General features: G+C 64.1%; 20 protein-coding genes. 7 read left to right on the top strand and 13 right to left on the bottom strand.

The features are described from left to right. The first annotated feature begins 392 nt into the window (after nt 1–392). Nucleotides 393–1184 carry a DUF3313 domain-containing protein gene (locus J3R84_RS12370; RefSeq protein ID WP_158268960.1) on the top strand — a complete coding sequence of 264 codons (792 nt, stop codon included), beginning with the start codon at nt 393–395 and terminating at the stop codon, nt 1182–1184. Nucleotides 1185–1248: 64 nt separating this feature from the next. Here the strand turns inward: J3R84_RS12370 and J3R84_RS12365 are convergent, their stop codons facing one another. Together J3R84_RS12365 and J3R84_RS12360 are read right to left on the bottom strand one after the other, a co-directional pair. Continuing rightward, entirely contained in the window at nt 1249–1797 is a 549-nt protein-coding gene (locus tag J3R84_RS12365) for a tetratricopeptide repeat protein (protein WP_038577333.1), read from the bottom strand. 164 nt (nt 1798–1961) lie between these two features. Continuing rightward, a complete protein-coding gene (locus J3R84_RS12360; RefSeq protein WP_203529130.1) occupies nt 1962–2864 on the bottom strand; it encodes a metallophosphoesterase family protein in 903 nt (300 codons plus the stop codon). Between the two features lie 110 nt (nt 2865–2974). Here J3R84_RS12360 and J3R84_RS12355 point away from each other — a divergent pair, with 110 nt between their 5' ends. Then, entirely contained in the window at nt 2975–3442 is a 468-nt protein-coding gene (locus tag J3R84_RS12355) for an NUDIX domain-containing protein (RefSeq protein ID WP_107027893.1), read from the top strand. A gap of 107 nt (nt 3443–3549) precedes the next feature. Here the strand turns inward: J3R84_RS12355 and J3R84_RS12350 are convergent, their stop codons facing one another. Continuing rightward, complete coding sequence (locus J3R84_RS12350) at nt 3550–4527, bottom strand: glutathione S-transferase family protein (protein ID WP_038576325.1); 978 nt, start codon at nt 4525–4527, stop codon at nt 3550–3552. Between the two features lie 259 nt (nt 4528–4786). Here J3R84_RS12350 and J3R84_RS12345 point away from each other — a divergent pair, with 259 nt between their 5' ends. Next, a complete protein-coding gene (locus J3R84_RS12345) occupies nt 4787–5344 on the top strand; it encodes a GNAT family N-acetyltransferase (protein ID WP_025427956.1) in 558 nt (185 codons plus the stop codon). Nucleotides 5345–5357: 13 nt separating this feature from the next. On the opposite strand, the gene J3R84_RS12340 is transcribed toward J3R84_RS12345, so the two are convergent. From J3R84_RS12340 to J3R84_RS12310, 7 genes are read right to left on the bottom strand one after another with little or no spacing between them, the layout of a single operon-like run. Continuing rightward, entirely contained in the window at nt 5358–5780 is a 423-nt protein-coding gene (locus J3R84_RS12340; protein ID WP_025427955.1) for a GNAT family N-acetyltransferase, read from the bottom strand. Next, nucleotides 5780–6982, bottom strand: a complete 1203-nt coding sequence (locus tag J3R84_RS12335) for a glycoside hydrolase family 5 protein (RefSeq protein ID WP_025427954.1) — start codon at nt 6980–6982, stop codon at nt 5780–5782. The genes J3R84_RS12340 and J3R84_RS12335 overlap by 1 nt, the downstream gene beginning before the upstream one ends. Nucleotides 6983–7036: 54 nt before the next feature. Continuing rightward, nucleotides 7037–7510 carry a GNAT family N-acetyltransferase gene (locus tag J3R84_RS12330; RefSeq protein WP_038576313.1) on the bottom strand — a complete coding sequence of 158 codons (474 nt, stop codon included), beginning with the start codon at nt 7508–7510 and terminating at the stop codon, nt 7037–7039. Continuing rightward, nucleotides 7507–9576 (bottom strand): membrane protein, encoded by a 2070-nt coding sequence (locus tag J3R84_RS12325; protein WP_025427952.1) that lies wholly within the window; start codon nt 9574–9576, stop codon nt 7507–7509. The genes J3R84_RS12330 and J3R84_RS12325 overlap by 4 nt, the downstream gene beginning before the upstream one ends. A gap of 10 nt (nt 9577–9586) precedes the next feature. After that, nucleotides 9587–12394, bottom strand: coding sequence for a DUF4159 domain-containing protein (locus J3R84_RS12320; protein WP_025427951.1), 2808 nt, complete (start codon nt 12392–12394; stop codon nt 9587–9589). Then, on the bottom strand, nt 12391–13311 hold the full coding sequence (locus J3R84_RS12315; protein WP_025427950.1) for a DUF58 domain-containing protein: 921 nt from the start codon (nt 13309–13311) through the stop codon (nt 12391–12393). Before J3R84_RS12315 ends, J3R84_RS12320 begins: the two co-directional genes overlap by 4 nt. A gap of 3 nt (nt 13312–13314) precedes the next feature. Beyond that, entirely contained in the window at nt 13315–14328 is a 1014-nt protein-coding gene (locus J3R84_RS12310; RefSeq protein WP_025427949.1) for an AAA family ATPase, read from the bottom strand. Nucleotides 14329–14523: 195 nt separating this feature from the next. Between J3R84_RS12310 and J3R84_RS12305 the strand changes: the two genes are divergently transcribed. Genes J3R84_RS12305 through J3R84_RS12295 form a run of 3 tightly spaced genes read left to right on the top strand, consistent with a single transcriptional unit; the run spans nt 14524 to nt 17032 of the window. Further along, a complete protein-coding gene (locus J3R84_RS12305; RefSeq protein WP_025427948.1) occupies nt 14524–15147 on the top strand; it encodes a DUF1285 domain-containing protein in 624 nt (207 codons plus the stop codon). After that, the gene (locus tag J3R84_RS12300) at nt 15144–15776 is read left to right on the top strand and encodes a CoA pyrophosphatase (protein ID WP_025427947.1); all 633 of its coding nucleotides are present in this window, start codon (nt 15144–15146) and stop codon (nt 15774–15776) included. Before J3R84_RS12305 ends, J3R84_RS12300 begins: the two co-directional genes overlap by 4 nt. Continuing rightward, the gene (locus tag J3R84_RS12295; RefSeq protein ID WP_025427946.1) at nt 15773–17032 is read left to right on the top strand and encodes a CCA tRNA nucleotidyltransferase; all 1260 of its coding nucleotides are present in this window, start codon (nt 15773–15775) and stop codon (nt 17030–17032) included. Before J3R84_RS12300 ends, J3R84_RS12295 begins: the two co-directional genes overlap by 4 nt. Before the next feature lie 108 nt (nt 17033–17140). Here J3R84_RS12295 and J3R84_RS12290 read toward each other — a convergent pair whose 3' ends face one another. After that, nucleotides 17141–17446: a hypothetical protein gene (locus J3R84_RS12290; protein WP_025427945.1), complete on the bottom strand. Its 306-nt coding sequence runs from the start codon at nt 17444–17446 to the stop codon at nt 17141–17143. A gap of 381 nt (nt 17447–17827) precedes the next feature. Beyond that, nucleotides 17828–18013, bottom strand: coding sequence for a DUF1059 domain-containing protein (locus tag J3R84_RS12285; RefSeq protein ID WP_025427944.1), 186 nt, complete (start codon nt 18011–18013; stop codon nt 17828–17830). A gap of 202 nt (nt 18014–18215) precedes the next feature. Here J3R84_RS12285 and J3R84_RS12280 point away from each other — a divergent pair, with 202 nt between their 5' ends. Beyond that, nucleotides 18216–18761, top strand: a complete 546-nt coding sequence (locus J3R84_RS12280) for an adenine phosphoribosyltransferase (RefSeq protein WP_025427943.1) — start codon at nt 18216–18218, stop codon at nt 18759–18761. Between the two features lie 6 nt (nt 18762–18767). On the opposite strand, the gene J3R84_RS12275 is transcribed toward J3R84_RS12280, so the two are convergent. Continuing rightward, a complete protein-coding gene (locus J3R84_RS12275) occupies nt 18768–18980 on the bottom strand; it encodes a hypothetical protein (RefSeq protein WP_025427942.1) in 213 nt (70 codons plus the stop codon). Nucleotides 18981–18982: the final 2 nt, after the last annotated feature.

The following is an 18982-nucleotide window of genomic DNA, read 5'->3' as shown; positions in this document are numbered from 1 at the left end:
TTCCAAATGAAACGTGCGGGATCGTGTCTTTATTCGCTAGGTAATTCCACGGTGAATGATATGAAACATTTGACCGTTAGTCTGCAAGGGAAGTCACGGATCGGAAAGCGAAATCTGCTCTTTCTTTCGCCGTTATCCCAAAAACCCTTGCCGATCCGCATGTCGTCTCGCAGGGCGGTCGTTACCGTAAACTGCAAGGGTGGGCCGGCATTGCGTCAAAGTTCGGCCCGAATCTGATCGGCACTCATCCGCACAACTCCAGGTCGATCACAGAGGACGCGTCAATGAACGAGCATGCATGCGGCGAGAGACGAAATGACGGTCGACCTTCCACAGGGCGACCGCGTGATGGCGGGTGGCGCCCCGCTCCGAAATTCTTGCGGGTGGCCGGCTTGACCGTATCCCTGGCGGGCCTCGCCGGTTGCCAGAGTGCGTCTCTCAGCGAAACCGGTTCGCTGTCCTCCTACAAGGATTTCGTCGCAAGCGACGGGATGGTAACCAAGACCAAGTATCGGGTGGATGCCGCTTCGACCAAGACGGTCAAGACCGTGCATCTGATCCCGACGACCTTTGCCTCCAATGCCGATGTCGGCACCCTCGGCGACCCCCAGAAGAAGCTGGTGGCGACGGCGATCGACCGCTCGCTGTGCGAGGCGCTAAGCGCGCATTTCGATGTCGTTCCGGTGTCGAAGCCGGCGGATATGGCGGTGCGTTCCGTTGTAACGAAGGTGAAAGCCACCAACGCCGTCGTTGCCGGCGTGTCGAGTGTCGCTTCGAAAGTCTCGCCTGTCCCGGTTCCGCGCCTTCCGATCGGTCTCGGCAATCTATCGGTCGAAGCCGAGGCCTTCGATGCCAGAGGCAAACAGATCGCGGGTCTGACCTGGGCGCGGGGGGCAAACATCGTCACCAGCGGTTCGCGCGCGTCGACTGCCGCCGACGCCTTCGAGCTTGCCGGAGACTTTTCCGACGATTTCAGCGCGATGCTGGCAAAGTCGAACGATCCGATGAAGTCCGACTTCGAGCTGCCGTCGATGAAGAACGTCTCGAATAGCGTGTCCTATGCGGTTACCGGCAAATCGACCGATCCCGATTGCGCGGTTTTCGGGCGTGGCTCGGGGGTCACGGGCATTGTCGGCGGCGCGCTGGGCTTGCCGCCGGAATGGACCGAGAAGAAGCGCAACTGAGGAGACGCTTCAAGGATCGATGCCGCGGCTGCCTTCCCAGGTTCGGGAAGGCAGTGGGCATGCATCAATATTGCCTGACGCCGCCCAAAGACTGCAGCAGCGAGCGATAGGCCCAGGTGTCTTCGCCGCCGCGATCGCGAATCTCGACCAGTTGCACGCGGGCATCCTCTACCTGACCCTGTTCGATCAGGGCCTGGCCCATGTAGGAGCGGGCGAGGATATAGTTCTCGTCGGCTTGGAGCGCGCGCTTGTAATACTGCATGCCGAGCTCCATGCGCCCGGCCTTGCGGTTGGCATAGCCGAGATAGTTCAGCACGCGGGCGCTCTTCTGATCCTTGACGGCGCCGAGGACCTTGATGGAGTTCTCATACTGGCCGGCATAGGCAAGCTCGCGGGCGGCCTCGAAGAGGATGTCGTCGCTAAGATCGCTCTTCTTGGCATTGACGCAGGCGTTCTTCTTGGCATCCCAGATCTTGCCGTTGGTGCATTCGCTGCTCGTCTTGGTTTTCTTCGGCGGTTCGCTGGTGTCCTCGCCGGCGGCCATGGCGGTCTGCCCTGCAAAAACGGCCGCGCTGGCGGCAAACAGGGCGCATAGAATGGTCTTGCGGTTCATCATGCCTATCTCCCAACATATGGAATGGCGCCGAGCACACCATTCACGGCACAGAGGATAGATCGCTCTGCCGGTCGTGGGAACCCGAACGGGAGTGTGACGCACGAATAGGGGCATTTATTCGCCCGGCGATGGGATTTCGGCGAAAAGTCGGGCGAGCGGGCCTAGAAGCGGGTGGTTTCGACCAATGTGGCGCCGGTCGCATCGGCGTTGAGCGCGTAGCGCTCGCGGGTGAGGAACCAGTTGCCGGCCTCGCCGGCAATCGTGAACAGATTGTAGGCAGACTGTGGCTTGTGTCCGCCCGGACCCTGCGACGCCGAGGAGATACCGACGACCGGCACCGGGCCATTCGGGCCCTGCAGCGAGTAGACCGTATTGAGGTGGGTGTGGCCGTGGATCACCAGCTCGGCGCCGCCCGACGAGATCGTTGCCGCAAACCGGCGGATGCCGAGCATGCGCTTGTGCAGCGAGGCGGCGCCGTGGATCGGCGGATGGTGGATCATCACCACGCGGAAAAGACCGGCGTCAGCGGCCTGGCGAAGCAGGTTGACGGTGGCGCGCGCCTGCCGCTGGCCGAAATAGCCGCTGGCGGCAAAGGGCGGCGTCGCGACCGCAGTCGAGCAACCGATCAGCGCCACCGGGCCGCGCACCCGCAGATAGGGGAAGCAGCGATGGCCCTCATGCCACTCGGCCGGTGCGCCATCCGCCCGCATAAAGGGATACCAGGCGCGCGTCGTCTTCTCGTAGGCGCCGGGCACATAGGCATCGTGATTGCCCGGGACGATCGAGATGTTGGCCGGGTCGCCAGCGTCCTCGAGCCAATCGGTCACCGTTGCGATCTCCCGCGACGAGGCGAGGTTCACCAGGTCTCCGGTGATCGCCATATGGTCGGGATCGCGCTTCTCGATATCGGCCATCAGGCAGTCGAGCGTGCCCGTGAACAGGTGCCGGCTGCGGTTCCGGTGCCAGTTGACGAAGCCGGTGATGCGCTTGGAGGCAAGTTCCCTCAAGGAGAGATCGGGCAGGGGGCCGAGATGGATATCGGAGATATGGGCAAGTTTGAACATCGTCCCCGTCTAGCGCATATTCCGGTTGAGGGGAATCATGTCGCCGGATTAATCCGGTCTGACAGTCAATGCGGAAGGATAGGCATCTGAAGCAGGAGCGGCCACCGGAGATGCGACGCTGGTATCTCCGCGTCCTGATGCGCCTGGTGCACGGCTATTACGCGTTGTCGCGCGGCATGACGATCGGCGTGCGTGCCGCTTGCTTCGACGTTGAAGGGCGCGTCTTCCTGGTGCGGCATTCCTACCTGCCCGGCTGGCATTTGCCGGGTGGCGGGCTCGACCGCGACGAGACCGCGCTCGAAGGGTTGCTGCGGGAGTTGCGCGAGGAGGGCAATCTGGAAACGACCGCCCCGCCGACACTGGTACAGGTCTATTACAACAGGCGCACGAGTCGCCGCGATCACGTGGTCTTCTACCGTTGCGACGGCGTGCGCCAGACCTTGCCGAAGGTGCCGGATCTGGAGATCGCCGCGAGCGGTTTCTTCGCGCTTGATGCGCTGCCTGACGATACGACGCCGGCAACGCGCCGCCGGCTTGGCGAGCTTGCGGGCAGCACGGCTTTCGACAGCTACTGGTAGGGCCGGCCGCGCGCCGCCGCACGCGTGAACGCGCGGCGGCGGCTTAAGGCTCTTTTTTTGCGCATGTCATGATCGCAAAACCGCTACACACTTTTGCGCGACATGCGTTAGGCAGCCTGCCGCCCATGCGGCGCATCCAGATCGATGATCGGGCCGACGGGTACGACGCCGGTCGGATTGATCATCGTGTGGCTGCGGTAATAGTGTTCCTTGATGTGGTTCATGTTGACCGTCTCGGCCACGCCAGGCACCTGGTAAAGGTCACGCAGATAACCCTGCAGGTTCCTGTAATCGGCGATCCGGCGGATGTTGCACTTGAAGTGCCCGACATAAACGGGATCGAAGCGCACCAGTGTCGTGAACAGCCGCCAGTCGGCCTCGGTGAGCCTGCTGCCGGTCAGGTAGCGCCGGGTGGCAAGCCGCTCCTCCAGTTCGTCGAGCATGTCGAACAATGGGGTGACGCCTTCCTCGTAAGCTTCCTGGCTCGTGGCGAAACCGGCCTTGTAGACGCCGTTGTTGACCGCGCCATAGATGCGGGTGTTCAGCTCGTCGATTTCGCCTCGCAGTTCCTCCGGGTAGAAATCGTCGTTCGAGCCTGTCAGTTCGTTGAAGGCGGAGTTGAACATGCGGATGATTTCGGCGGATTCGTTCGAGACGATCGTGTTTTTCTGCTTGTCCCACAGGACGGGCACGGTCACCCGGCCGGAATAGGTTGGGTCGGCGCGGGCGTAGACCTGCCAGAGGGCGTGGAAGCCGTAGAGGTGGTCGACAGTGCCGCCATCCTTGCCCTTGAACTCCCAGCCCTTCGTCAGCATCAGCGGATCGACGATCGAGACCGAAATCAGGTCTTCGAGCTTCTTCAGCTTGCGGAAGATCAGCGTGCGGTGCGCCCAGGGGCAGGCAAGCGAGACGTAGAGATGATAGCGCCCGGCCTCGGCCTTGAAGCCGCCCTCGCCGGATGGGCCTGCCGACCCGTCGGCGGTGATCCAGTTGCGAAACTGCGATTCGCTGCGCTTGAAATGGCCTTTCGTCGCCGCCGTGTCATACCAGACGTCCTGCCAGATGCCGTCTACAAGCCTGCCCATGGGCGATCTCCTTTGTCGTTTCGTCGTTCATAGATAGCGTCTTTGCCGGTCTTCGATAGGTATCGATTTCTGAACAGTGCGTTTTGGGCTTTGACATCGGGCAATTTTCTGGTATCGGCGATTTCAGAAAATTTCTCTGTGTCCGGAACGAACCGTACTCATGACCTTCTCGGGAAACCTGCGACGACGCTGATGCTGCCAACGCCCTCTTCGGGTGACGCCATCCCCATGTCCGTTCGTATGCCTGGTTCCTGATCCCATGAAAAAGCACGACCTCGTCTACCTGACCGAAGACGCGTCCCATGACGCAGCCATCGAAATCATCAACGAAGAAGCCTTTGGCCCCGGCCGGTTTGCCCGGGCGGCTGCGCGCATTCGCGAGCAGGGGCCGCACGATCGGTCGCTGTCCTTCATCTGCGCCGACAATGGCGGGACGATCGCCTCGGTCAGGATGACGCCTGTGATGGCCGGTTCGATCAAGGGCCACCTGCTTGGACCGCTTGCTGTCAGGCCGTCGCACAAGAACATGGGCATCGGCCGGGAACTCGTGCGCATCGCCGTGGAGGCGGCACGGCGGAAGGGGTCGCAGGCCGTCATCCTCGTCGGCGATCCGCCCTATTATCAGCCGCTCGGCTTTGAAAAGGTCCGTTACGCCGCACTGGAATTTCCGGGCCCGGTCGATCCGGCACGGGTGCTGGTGGTGCCGATGGCTGAAGGCGTTCACGCCGGCCTTGCCGGCGTCATCGGCTGGCGGGACGACGCGGCCGCCCATGACGCGGCCGAGTTGGCCGATATCGAACTGGCGCTTGCCGTTTGATGGCCTTCGGGCCTTACTGCGAAACCAGCAGCTTTTTCAGGAAGACGCGGCTGCGGCCCGGTGGAAAGTCGGGCAACTCGCCGAAGGTCTCATAGCCCTGGCGCTTGTAGGCGCGCAGCGCCTGCGGGTTGAACGTGTCGATCCAGGCGCCGTGGCAGCCGCGACGAATGGCCTCTTCCTCGGCCGCCGTCAGCAGCTTGCCCGCAAGGCCCTGTCCGCGCAGGTCTTCCGGTAGCCACAGCCATTGCACGAACAACCAGCCCCAGGCGGTGTAGCCGCTGAGGCCGCCGCGTTTGCCCGCCGCATCGGGTCCACCGACGAGCACTGCCAGCGGCCGCCGCTCGGATGGGCCGACATCGGCGGCGTTGAACGCCGTCAGCCCGTTGCCGATCGCCTCGAGTGCTTCGGCCGGCGGTGCGTCGGTGATCTCGAACATCACTGCTCCTCCTTTGCCAGCCGTTTGGCTATCGGTTCGAATTCCGGTGTCGCCGTGCGCTTGACCGGATCCGGCGTGCCGGCGTCGATCGCGTCCCAGTATTTCCAGTGGACCTTCTTCGATCCCAGTTCGTAGTCCATGCCGTCCCAGCTGTCTTCGCGGAAGCTGTAGAAGGCCCAGTGCAGGCTGTTCTTGTCGAGCGTCGTCAGCACGTCTTCGAGGTAAGCCTTGCAGCCGGTCCAGCGGCGCATGCAGCCGAACTCGCCGGCAACGACGCGATTGAGCGGTATGCCCTTGTCTTTCGCCCATTGCACCGGTTGGTCGAGATAGGATGCGACCCGCGCCTTGTCCCAGTCCTCATCGCCTTCGCCGAAGGGCACCTTGCCGGGATAGGTATAGGGCTTCTCGCGCTTCATGTTGGGTGCGCTCGTCGCGGCGTAGGGCTCATACATGTGGAAGCTGTAGACCACCTTCTGGTCGCTGAGGCCCGACGGCCAATAGGTGAAGCCGTCGGCTGCCGCGTACCATCCGGCGTCGGCCATGATCGGGGTGGCCGGATCGACCTCGCGGATTGCGGCGATGACCGTTTCGTAGAAGGCCACGAGGTCGGATGCGCTGCCTTTCTTGCCGGCATACCAGTCGAGCATCGCCTTCCTGTCGGCATGCTCGGCAAGGCCGTTTTGCTTTTCAGGCGCCGGTTCGTTGATGATGTTGTAGGCGGCAACGCCAGGATGATCCCTAAGTTCGCGCGCGAGATCGCGCCAGAAGCTTGCGGCCTCAGCCCACCAGGCCTTGTCTTGCCAGATGCGCCCATCGAACTTGTTGCCGTTGTTCTGCGACCAGCGCATGCCGGGCAGCGACAGGGGAGTGATGACGACCTTCAACCCGGCCTTGTCGGCCCGGTCGAGCGTTTCCTTCAGCATCTTAAGGTCGGCCGCAGGAATGCCCTCGTATTTGTCGGCATCGCCGATCAGATAATCGCGCTTGGCCGGCTTCCACTTGTCGTAGGAGAGCCGGACCCAAGTGGCGCCGTAACCGGACAGCGCCTTGAAATAGGCCTCGTCCGGCGGCAGCCGGTTGAAGCTGTTGCCGCCGTGCTGCGGCTTGTCCCAGAAGCCGATGAGATCGGCCGCATGAGCGGGCCCGGTGACGACAGAACCGGCTACGGTGAGAGCGAGGAGGGAGGAGACGATCAAACGCATGTACAGGGCTCCTAAAAACTATCCCTGCGATTTCGACAGTCATTGTGGCCTAAATCAGGAACGGCGCATGCTGAAGACGTCGAGCCGGCTTTCACCCACATCGTTTTCGTCGAGCTGCCAGCCGCCGCGTTGATAGAATGCTCGCTTCTCCGGCAAGGAGCAGAGATGCACGCTCTCGACGCCGGTGGCCAAAGCCGCGTCCGCGGCATGGCGAACGATGCTCGCGCCGATGCCGAGTCCACGAAAGGTCGGCTCTACCCAGACCGCCGCGACCCAGGGACGAAGTGCCGGCCGCTCGTCGAGATCGGATTCGATTACCGATGCGGTGCCGATGAAGGTCGCGCCGCGATGGGCGACGATGGCAAACGGGATGTGGTGGTCGCCAAGGCTTCCGGCAACCAGTTCGGCGATATGGCCAAGCGGAAAGCCACGCGGCTCCCACCAGGCCCGCCAGACACGGTCGGCGATATCATCGGCGAAATAGGGCACATCGCGCAGGTTGCTGATGGCGACGCTCGGATCGGTCATCGACCCTCGCGGTACCAGGTCGCCGATATCAGGAAGAGCAGGACGGCAAGGCCGAAGAGACCGGTAAACAGCGACAGCGAGTTGATGCCCCTGAGCACGGTTTCATCCGTCATGCGCAGCGACAGCCGCTGGTCGTCGGCGACACGGACGGCGCCGCGCACCGGCAGGATCGATGGCAGGTCGATGGCGCCATCGGCACTTGCCAGCCGGCGCACAAGCCCCTTGGTCTTGTCAGCCCAGGGGCGCAGCTTGTCCTCGGTCGAGATCGCCGCCCTGAACTCCGGTGCGTCGACATTGCCGACATGCACAAGCGTCGTCAGTTCGTCGTTGGCGACTTCGAACAGGCCGGTTTCCGTGGTCTTGATTTCGGCGCTGTAAAGACCCGGCTCGCGCTGGGCGAGCGTCAGCTCCTCGGTCTTGCCGGACGGGTAGGTGAGGGTCGCATGGCCGGGGTCACCTTCGATGGTCTGACGGGTGATCTCCAGCGTGCGGCCGGCGGCACGCGCGGTCAGCGCTTCTTCTTCCAGCGCCGGCTCCTGCATCAGCCAATGGGCGGTGCGGCGATAGAGCGAGACGTGCGGACCGCCGCCCTCGAAACCGCGCGCCCAGAGCCAGCCCTGGTCGGACAGCAGCATGGCGACACGGCCCTTGCCGACGCGGTTCAGCACCAGCAGCGGCTTGCCGTCAGCCGCTTCCATCACGGTCTGACCGAGCGGCCTGTCGACGTCGACGGTGCGGAACCAGCGGCCCCACTGCGGCGGTTCGCTTGCCGCACCTTCGAGGCCACGGGTGACCGGATGCTTCTTTCCCTCGTCCGACAGGCGGGGGTAAAAGCCTTTTTCATTCATCACGCCGGTCGGGTTTGCCGGCAGCACGGCCGACAGGGGCGTTGCGGCAATGGAATCGTTGCCGGCATGTTCGGGACCGGCGGCGATCAGCAGCGCACCGCCGTTCTGAACATATTGCGCGATGTTGTCGTAGTAGAGGATCGGCAGGACGCCGCGGTGCTGGTAGCGATCGAAGATGATCAGGTCGAACTCGCTGATCTTGTCCACGAACAGTTCGCGCGTCGGAAAGGCGATCAGTGACAACTCGTTGATCGGGGTCCCGTCCTGCTTTTCCGGCGGGCGCAGAATGGTGAAGTGCACGAGATCGACGGCGGCATCAGATTTCAGCAGATTGCGCCAGGCGCGCTCGCCCGCATGCGGCTCGCCGGAGACGAGCAGCACGCGCAGGTTCTCGCGGATGCCGTCGAGCACATGGACGGCACGATTGTTGGTCTCGGTGACTTCACCGGGGACGCCGTTGACCGCGAATTCGAGAATGTTGTTGCCGCCGCGCGGCACGGTGAAGCTGAAGGGCACGTCAGTGCCGGGCTCGACCACTTCGGTTGCGATCTCGTTGCCGTTGAGGCGGATGGTCACCTGCGCGGTTCCGCCCGGTGCCGCACCGTCATCAACGACGCGGAAGGACAGCTTCTGCTGTTCGCCGACGATGCCGAAACGCGGCGCGCTGACGATCTCGATGCGGCGGTCGAACTCATCCGGCTTGCCGCTGATCAGCCCATGGATCGGCGCGTCGAAGCCGAGCTTCTGGTTGATATCGGGGACGTCGTGGATCTGGCCGTCGGTGATGAAGATCGCACCGCCGACCCGTGCCGGCGGCACATCGGCAAGCACGGAGGTCAAGGCGGAGAAGAGCCGCGTCGATGGCGCTTCGCTCTCTTCGCTGTCGGCAGCCTCGACGATGCGGGTCTCGATCTGCGGGAAGCGCGACAGCCGGTCCTTGAGATCGGCAAGCGCCTTGTCGGTCTGCTCGCGCCGGCCGGCATAGTCCTGGCTCTGGCTGCGGTCGACGACAACAGCGACGATGGTCGACAGCGGCTCGCGCTCCTCCTGGAAGAGGATCGGATTGGCCAGTGCCAGGCAGAAGGCGGCAAGGGCTGCGGCACGCACCCAGGCTCCGCGCACGCCGCGCCAGATGCCAAGCGCAGCCAGAATTGCGGCTGCAACGGCAAGCACCGCCAGATAGGGCCAGGGGATGAAAGGCGAGAAGTCGGCGGTCATCGATCGGCCCTCATTGTCCGAGCCGTTCGAGCAGGGCCGGCACGTGCACCTGGTCGGCCTTGTAGTTGCCGGTCAGCATATACATCATGATGTTGACGCCGGAACGGAAGGCGTATTCGCGCTGCATTTCGTCCGGCGGCACCGTCGGCAGCAGCGCGACGCCATTGGCGTCCACCGCCCAGGCGCCGGCAAAGTCGTTGCCGGTGATCATGATCGGCGTCACGCCGTCGCCCGAGCGCGCTGGGCGGTTGCTTGGCTCTTCGCGATTGTCGAGCTGCGCCTCGATCCAGAGCGGGCTGCCGGTATAACGGCCTGGGAAGTTCGCCAGCAGGTAAAAGGCCTTGGTCAGCACGTGGTCGGTAGGAACCGGCTCCAACGGCGGGATGTCGAGGTTGGCAAGGATCGCCTGCAGCCTCTCGGTGTTGGGGCTGGTGCCACCGGATGACGCGCCGAGCGAGGAGAACTGGTCGCGCGTGTCGAACAGCACCGTGCCGCCGGCGCGCATATAGGCGTCGATGCGGCTGACGGCCTGTGGGCTCGGCATCGGCGCCGAGGCGGAGACCGGCCAGTAGATGATCGGGTAGAACGAGAGCTCGTCCTTGGTGATATCGAGGCCGACGGGCGTGCCGGGCTCCAGCGTGGTGCGATAGGTGAGGAAGTCGGTGAGCCCCGTCAGCCCGCGCTCGGACAGGCGGTCGACTTCACTCTCACCGGTCACCACATAGGCCAGATGCGTGGTGTCGAGGCGCTCGAGAATGGCGGCGTCTTCCGGTCGACTGTCATCGGCCAGACTATCCGGCGGCGAAACGAGAAAGGCGCTTGCCGCCAGCAACAGGACCGCGGTCATGGCCTTTGCTGCGCGCAGCCGCGAGAAGGCCCCGCCCATGAACAACACGATCAGCGCGTCGACGAGCAGCAGCAGCAGGGCCAGTGTGAACAACGCCGGCTTCAGCGACCAGCTCTCGGACCCGGCCAGTTGCTGGGCGGTGTGAGCGCCGGCGGCCGTCATGTCGATCGGCTGCAGCTCGGCATTGCGTGGCAGCAGGTTGAGCGCGGTGAAACCGTCTTCGGAGCCATAGAGACCCGGAGGGTTTTCCGGTGTGGCGACCGGCACCTTGCCGGGGATGACGTCGAGCGGCCGGGCGTTGCCGGTCTCGGCCACGAGCACGCCGTCGGCATTGAGCAGCCGATAGGGCGCGAGCGTCTGCTGTTGCGCCTTGCCCTCGTTGGCAACGCCGCCGCCGCGCGAAAGCTGGACGCTGCGGCGAAGCATTTCGACGAAATCGCCCGAGATCGGCAGGTTCGACCAGGTGGCCTCGGCGCTGACATGGAAAAGGATGATGCGACCGGCGCCGTGAGCTGAGGTCGTTACCAGCGGCGTGCCGTCGGCAAGGCTTGCCCAGGTGCGCTCGGCAAGATCGGAGGTCGGCTCGGCCAGCACCTGCCGCTTGACGAGAATGTCTGTCGGGCGTGCCATGCCGGCAAACGGGCTGTTTCCGGGGTAGTCGGCAAGCGGCTGCGGTTCGGACCAGGACAGCGCGCCGCCAAGCGCGCGTTCACCCTGGCGCAGCGTCACCGGCACAAGCGGATCGTCTGCGGGGGCAGCGGCAAGCCGCGGGCCGGCAAAGCGGATGAGCATGCCGCCATTATCGATCCACTTCGACAGCTTCGGATAAATCTCCTCCGGCAGCCGGCCGATATCGGCCATGATCAGTACGGACGGCTTCTGCTCCAACAGTTCCGGAATGGCGACGGCGAGATCCGTCTCGTGCGGTTCGACGAGATCCGCATAGGGGGTGAGCGCACGGTTGATGTAGTAGAGCGGCGATAGCAGCGGCTGCGACAGGTCGCGGGCCTCGCCGCTCAGCAGGGCGACGCGGCGACGGCGGAAGCCATCGTCGAGCAGATGCACGCTGCCGGCGGTCGCTGCATTCTCGATGCCGATGCGGGCAAAGTCGTTGCGCAGTTCGAAGGGCGCTTCGATGCTGCCCTTGGCAACGCCTTCGCCCGAGGCGAAGGCGATCTGTCCATCGGCGATCGCGCGCCCACGCGTATCGTAGGCGACGATCGGCAGGGTCAGCGCGCCGTCCTTGCGCAGGCGCGTTGCCGTCACCGACATGCCGGTCGAGCCGTTGCTGGTATCGGTCAGCGCTACGGTGCGGCTACCATCGGCCTCGACGACCCGCAGTTCGGCAGCTCCCACGTCAGCAAGCGCTGCCATCGTCTTCTGATCCGCAGCCTCGATGCCGTCGCTGACGAAGGCGAGCGTGCCGGGATTCGTGCCCTCAAATGCGGTTTTCAGCGCGGCTATCGCCTGGGCTCGGTCGACGGCAAGGGGAATGGGGGCGGCAGCGGCAAGCCTGTTGCGCGCGGTTGCTGCCGAGCCTGGCGTGGCGTCGTGCTGGCGATCACCGGTGAAGGCGATGGAGACTGCAAGGTCGCGCGCTTCCGCGTCGTCAATCAGCGTGCTCACGGCATCGACGCGCTGTTCCCAGTCGGTGGCGGTTGCCCAGCTGTTGTCGACGACGATCGCCAGCGGGCCGCCGGTAGCAAGTGTGTTCTGACGCGGGTTCACGACGGGATCGGCGATCGCGAGGATGACGGCGGCCGCCATCAGCATGCGCAGCAGGGTCAGCCACCACGGGCTTTTCGATGGGGTTTCCTCGCGCTTCAACACGGAGGCGAGAATGCGCAACGGCGGGAACACTTCGGCCGCCGGTTTCGGCGGCGTCATGCGCAACAGCCACCAGATCACCGGCAAAGCGATCAGGGCTGCCAAGAGTGCCGGATTGGCGAAGAGGAAGGGAAGGCCGGTCATAGCTGGCCTCCATGCGTAGCGCGTCCTGGCATGCCGGACAGATACATGTGGACGGCAACCAGCGCCTCGGAGGCGGGCCGATCGGTCCTGTGCGGCGTGAAGGTCCAGCCGAGATGGCGCAGCGTGACGCCGAGGCTTTCGCGGCGGGCGAGGTAGGCGCGCTGATAGTCCTCGCGCAGGACCTCGGCGCGGCCGGCCGTCAGTTTCTGGCCGGTTTCCGGGTCGCTGAATTCAGTCCGCCCGGCATAGGGGAAGACTTCCTCCGCCGGATCGGCAACCTCGACGACATGACCGCGCAGGCCGCGGCGGGCGAGCGGGCCCAGCCGCTCCATGATCCTGTCGGTCGGATCGAGAAAATCGCCGATCAAGACGAGATCGCTGGCGCTGCGGATCATCCCCGTCTCGGGCAGCCCTTCGGAGAGCGGGCTCAGCATGATCGCGGTTGCCAGCCGTTCGGCGGCGTTGCGGGCGGAGATCGGCTCCATCACGCCGGGGCATCCGATGCGTTCGCCGGAGCGGGCGAGGATTTCGGCGAGCGCCAGCATCAAGACCAGGGCCCGGCTTTCCTTTGACACCGAACCGAGCGTTGACTTGTACATCATCGACGGAGACAGGTCGGCCCAGAGCCAGATGGTGTGGGCCGCTTCCCATTCGCGGTCGCGCACATAGGTATGGTCGTCGCGGGCCGAACGGCGCCAGTCGATGCGCGACAGGCTTTCGCCGTCGCTATAGGGGCGAAACTGCCAGAAATTCTCGCCGATCCCGCGCTTGCGCCGCCCATGCCAGCCGGAGATCACCGTATTGGCGATGCGGCGGGCCTCGACCAGGCAGTCAGGAACGAGCATCGCGCGCTGCTGCGCACGGGAAAGAACCTCACCAGCGGGGGTACGCGCAACTATGTGCCCGATGGAGGCCATTCTTTATCCCTTGGCTTGCTTCACCAGCTCGGCGACGACATCGCGCACGGTCATGCCTTCGGCACGGGCAGCGAAGGTCAGCGCCATGCGGTGCTGGAGAACGGGCTCGGCGAGCGCCAGAATATCGTCGATCGACGGCGCCAGGCGACCGTCGTAGAGCGCACGGGCGCGGGCGCAGAGCATCAGCGCCTGTCCGGCGCGCGGACCCGGGCCCCAGGCGACGTTCTTGTCGGTGGCGGCATTGCCGTTGCCGGGGCGGGCGGAGCGCACGAGATCAAGGATGGCATCGACCACCTTCTCGCCGACCGGCATCTGCCGGATCAGGCTCTGGATCTGCTGCAGGCGGGCGGCGTCGATCACCGGCCGGGCCGAGGCCTCCGTGACGCCGGTGGTCTCAAGCAGGATCTGTCGTTCGGCGGCAAGCTCGGGATAACCGACGTCAACCTGCATCAGGAAGCGGTCGAGCTGGGCTTCCGGCAGGGGGTAGGTGCCTTCCTGCTCCAGCGGGTTCTGGGTGGCCAGCACGTGGAACGGCTGCGGCAGGTCCTTGCGGGCTCCGGCAACGGTGATGTGATACTCCTGCATCGCCTGCAGCAGCGCCGACTGCGTGCGCGGCGAGGCACGGTTGATTTCGTCGGCCATCAGCAGCTGCGTGAAGATCGGACCGGGGATGAAGCGGAAGGAGCGGTGGCCGGCGGCATCCTGGTCCATCACTTCCGAGCCGAGAATGTCCGATGGCATCAGGTCGGGCGTGAACTGCACGCGGCTGGAATCAAGGCCGAGAACGGTGCCGAGCGTCGCGACCAGCTTGGTTTTCGCAAGGCCGGGAACGCCGACGAGAAGGGCGTGGCCGCCGGACAAAACGGCAAGCAGCGTCTGCTCGACCACGTTCTCCTGACCGAAGATGACCTTGCCGACTTCGGCCCGCACGAGCGCGATCTCCGCGAGCGCGTTTTCCGCCGCGGCAACGATCGCCCTTTCGTCGGTCGCTTCCGTGGCGCCCTTCATCACACTCATGGTCGTACTCCCCGGTCGCCCGTTGTTGAACCGAATCGCCCCGCGGGGGATTTTCAGTTGCCTTATTCCAATTTAGACCCTGGCTGACGGCTGACAAGTCGCCGCAGACGCACTATCTCGTGACAGCATACACGCCGCATCTCGCGACGACATACACGCCTCCGGTGCAAAATCGGGGCCAATCGGGACGGAACGATGGCAGAAGCCGAAATTCAGCGAACCGGGGACGCGGCCGGACTGGCGGCCCTGATCGCGCGTGCGGCCGGCCAGACAGGCGACCGCAAGCGTGGCCTGCCGCCGGTGGAGCGCTGGAATCCGCCGTTCTGCGGCGATATCGACATGGAAATCCGCGCCGACGGCACCTGGTTCTATCTGGGCACGCCGATCGGCCGGCAGCCACTGGTGCGGCTGTTCTCCACAGTTTTGCGCAAGGACGAGGATGGCGTCACCTATCTGGTGACGCCTGTGGAAAAGGTGGCGATCCGCATCGTCGACGCGCCCTTCGTTGCCGTCGAAATGAGCGTGACGCAGGCGGACGGCGTGCAGGTGCTGACCTTTCGCACCAATGTCGGTGACGTTGTCGAGGCCGGGCCGGAGCATGCCCTGCGTTTTGTCATTCATGGCGAGAACCGCGAACTGAAGCCGTACCTGCACGTGCGCGGCCGGCTCGAGGCGCTGGTTTCCCGGCCCGTCATGTACGATCTCGTCGAACTCGGCGAGACCGTGGTGGTCGACGGCGTCGAGATGTTCTGCGTGCGCTCGGGTGGGTCCATCTTCCCGATCATGAAGGCTGCCGAACTGGAAGCGCTGTCGCGATGAACCGGCATCCCTATTCTGCCGACGAATTTCGCCGCCGGGCCCTGACCCAGATGGGCGGGCCAGTGGAAAGCGCGTGGCGGGAACACGGAGATTTCCTGCTCAATCCCAGTATCGTGCCGCATCTTGAAACCCTGCATCTGAAGGATGCGGCCGTGCTGGTGCCGGTGGTCGACGACGGCGAGGATGCGCATGTCATCTTCACCCAGCGGACCGCAAGCCTGCGCAAGCATTCCGGCCAGGTGGCGTTTCCCGGCGGCGCGGTCGACCCGGAGGACCGCTCGATCGAGTCCGCCGCCCTTCGCGAGGCGCAGGAGGAGATCGGTCTTGACCCGCGGTTCGTCGAGACGATCGGACGACTGCCGCACTATATGGCGTTGTCCGGTTTCAAAATCACGCCGGTTCTGGCGGTGGTGCAGCCCGGCTTCGAGCTGGTGCCCAACCCCGACGAGGTCGAAAGCGTCTTCGAAGTGCCGCTGTCCTTCCTCATGAACCCCGGAAACCATGGGCGTGGAAGCGGCCACTGGCAGGGTGAAGACCGGCATTTCTATCGCATGCCCTATGGCGACAGGAATATCTGGGGTATCACCGCCGGCATCGTCCGAATGCTTTATGAAAGGCTTTATGCATGACCTCGGTTGCCGGTGAGAGCTGGTTTTCGGCTCCATCCCTTCGTCGCGTCTTCGATCTCCTGAATGTCGAGGGCGGGGAGGTGCGCGTCGTCGGCGGCGCCGTGCGCAACAGCCTGATGGGGGTGCCGGCCGGCGATGTCGACATGGCCACCACCTGGCATCCAGACGAGGTCGTTGCCCGCGCCAAGGCAGCCGACATCAAGGTGGTACCGACAGGCATCGACCACGGCACGGTGACGCTCGTCATCGACGGTACGCCCTATGAGGTGACGACGCTGCGCCGCGATGTCGCGACCGACGGGCGCCGCGCTGAAGTTGCGTTCGGAACCGACTGGAAGGTGGATGCCGAGCGGCGCGACTTCACCATCAACGCGCTCTACGCGGACCATGAGGGCGAGGTCGTGGACGACGTCGGCGGCCTTGCCGATATTAAGACCCGCACTTTGCGCTTCATCGGCAATGCTGCCGAGCGGGTGGCCGAGGATTATCTTCGCATCCTGCGCTTCTTCCGCTTCTTCGCCCATTACGGCAACGGTCGCCCCGATGCCGATGGCCTGAGGGCCTGCGCCCAGGCGCGTTCCAAGCTGTCGACACTTTCGGCAGAGCGGGTTTGGGCCGAGACGAAGAAGCTGCTTTCAGCCGAGGACCCGGGCCGGGCGCTGCTCTGGATGCGCCAGGCGGGCGTGTTGACCGAAATCCTGCCCGAGACCGAGAAATGGGGCATCGACGCCATTCCGGAACTGGTTGCTGCCGAGAAGGCCTTTTCTTGGGCACCGGATCCACTGCTGCGCCTTGCGGCAATCGTGCCGCCGGATGAAGATCGGCTCGAAGCCATGGCCGCGCGGCTGCGCCTGTCGAAGGCCGAGGCAGCGTATTTTTCGCGCTTTGCGAATGCGCCAGCGCTACCGGCAAAGACTGTGGATGCGGCGCTCGATCGCTTGCTCTACCGCCACGGCGCTGAGGGGATTTCCGTCCGGCTTCGCCTCGCGCTCGCCTCGGCCAGACGCAAGTCCGAAAACGATCCGGCCTTGCTTGCCGAGACGGCGGCGTTCCAGCGCCTCTTGACGCGCACCGAGGCATGGAAGCGCCCGAGCTTCCCGCTGACGGGCGCCGATGTGCTGAAGGCCGGCATCCCCGCCGGGCCTCGCGTCGGCCAGATCCTCGGTGAGCTGGAGGCCCTGTGGGTAGACCGCAATTTCAGTGTCGACCGGGCAAACCTTGTCGCCCGCCTCGAGACGATGGTGCCGCGCGCGTAAAGCGCGTGGCGCGCGACCATGTTAGATGTAGATGACCGATCTTTCCTGGCACCAACTGCCGGTATTGAGCAAGCTGTGGGCTCGTAGAGCGAGGGAGCCGAGAGGCTGTTACTTGGTCGGCCTCACCAGCGAGACGACCCGTGGCTTCGATGGGGCGTCCAGCCATTCGATCCATTTGTCCCTTTCCTCGAGCGTGTCGAAGAACCGCCAGAGCTTGTACTCTTCGTCGGTGGTCTGCAGCATCTCGCCGATGGATACGAGCTCCAGAGGCAGCATTACCTCGTTGCCGTCGAAGCGAATGAAGTAAATCCCTTCGGCAGCGAGGCGAATAACTTGACCCGTGCCGTAACTTCCATCGGGATCGTCGACCGTGAAGTACATGCCGGTCAAAGTGTCAAAAACTTTGTCGTTCATAGGTTCCGAATGCCAGTTAAAAAGAATGAGGGCATGAGACGTTGGCGCAGCCCACCGGTAAACGCAAGAGATCGCCATACAGGTAAGGACAACAGGCCACGTGCTATAGAGCGTGAGCACCGCGCGGGTCAAATCTTCCTTCGCGTCATTGCCATAGCATAGGGATCGGCGAATGCGGTGCCGTGTGCCTCAGATCCAGACCTGGATGACGGTCACGGTCAACTCGGCCTGAAAATCCAGATCGGGCGGCTCGCCGGGACAGACTTGGTCCCTCGCACCGGTTCGATGCGACGCACCATCATTCGGTGTCAGGGCAAACGGCACGCGTCGCGGGCGTTGTCATTGCAAGACCCGCGCGCGTTCGGAGTAGATGTAGTTTCGTCAGGCGGCCTTGGTTTCTTCGACGATGCGGGCCTTGATGTTATCGATCATGTTTTCGCGGATCATCGTTTCACCGTGGGCCTGGCGCATGTGTTCCACCACGCGGCGGACGATTTCGGCGTCGTTATCGGCGCGGGTGTGCCATTCGCACCCCGGGACAAGAGAACCGCATTCAAACAGGCGCATGATGTTCCTCCTTCCGATGTGGGCTCAACGTGAGGCATGCGGCGCGCGCATCTCCTCCGCGTGCCATGGGCCTCAGCGTAGCATCAACCCCCGGCACGACCAAATTGTTCCAGCCATCCGTGCGGCAGAAACCGTTATAGACATGCGGGTCGATGGTGTTATGGGTTTGCGGTAACAAGAGACACAAAGGCCTTCTTTGCCCATGACCACTACCGTTCAATCGGAACTGATCGCCGCCATCCGCAACATTCCGGACTATCCGAAGCCGGGCGTCATGTTCCGCGATATCACCACCCTGCTCGGCAATCCCAGGGCGTTCCGCCGTGCGATCGACGAACTGGTGCACCCCTATGCCGGTACCAAGATCGACAAGATCGCCGGCATCGAGGCGCGCGGCTTCATTCTTGGCGGCGCGATCGCCCACCAGCTTTCCTCCGGCTTCGTGCCGATCCGCAAGAAGGGCAAGCTGCCGCACGACACGGTGCGCATCGCCTATAGCCTCGAATACGGCGTCGACGAGATGGAGATGCACAAGGACGCGATCAGCCCGGGGGAGAAGGTCATTCTGGTCGACGACCTGATCGCGACCGGCGGCACAGCGGAAGCGGCCGTCAAGCTGTTGAAGCAGATGGGCGCCGATATCGTCGCGGCCTGTTTCGTCATCGACCTGCCGGAACTCGGTGGCCGCAAGAGACTCGAGGCGCTCGGCGTCAATGTCCGCACGCTGATCGAATTCGAAGGTCACTGACACCGCTCAGGCGCGGTTGATCGTCGGCAGCATCAGTTGCACCTCGCGCTGCGTTGCCGGCGTCAGTGTTTCCACCTCTTTCCGCCAGAAGGCGTCGGCTTCCGGCGGTTCGTCTTCCCAGCTTCTGATCGAGGTTTCGTTATCGTCGATGGCCACGCGCCGGTGGCCGCCGAGGCGAAGATATTCCTCCGCCAGTTCGCGAACATGGGTCTTTTCCATCG

The organism is Ensifer canadensis (genome assembly GCF_017488845.2).
Classification (GTDB): Bacteria; Pseudomonadota; Alphaproteobacteria; order Rhizobiales; family Rhizobiaceae; genus Ensifer; species Ensifer canadensis.
The sequence above is the reverse complement of the archived record's forward strand: the minus strand, read 5'-3'. Positions and strand labels throughout refer to the sequence as shown.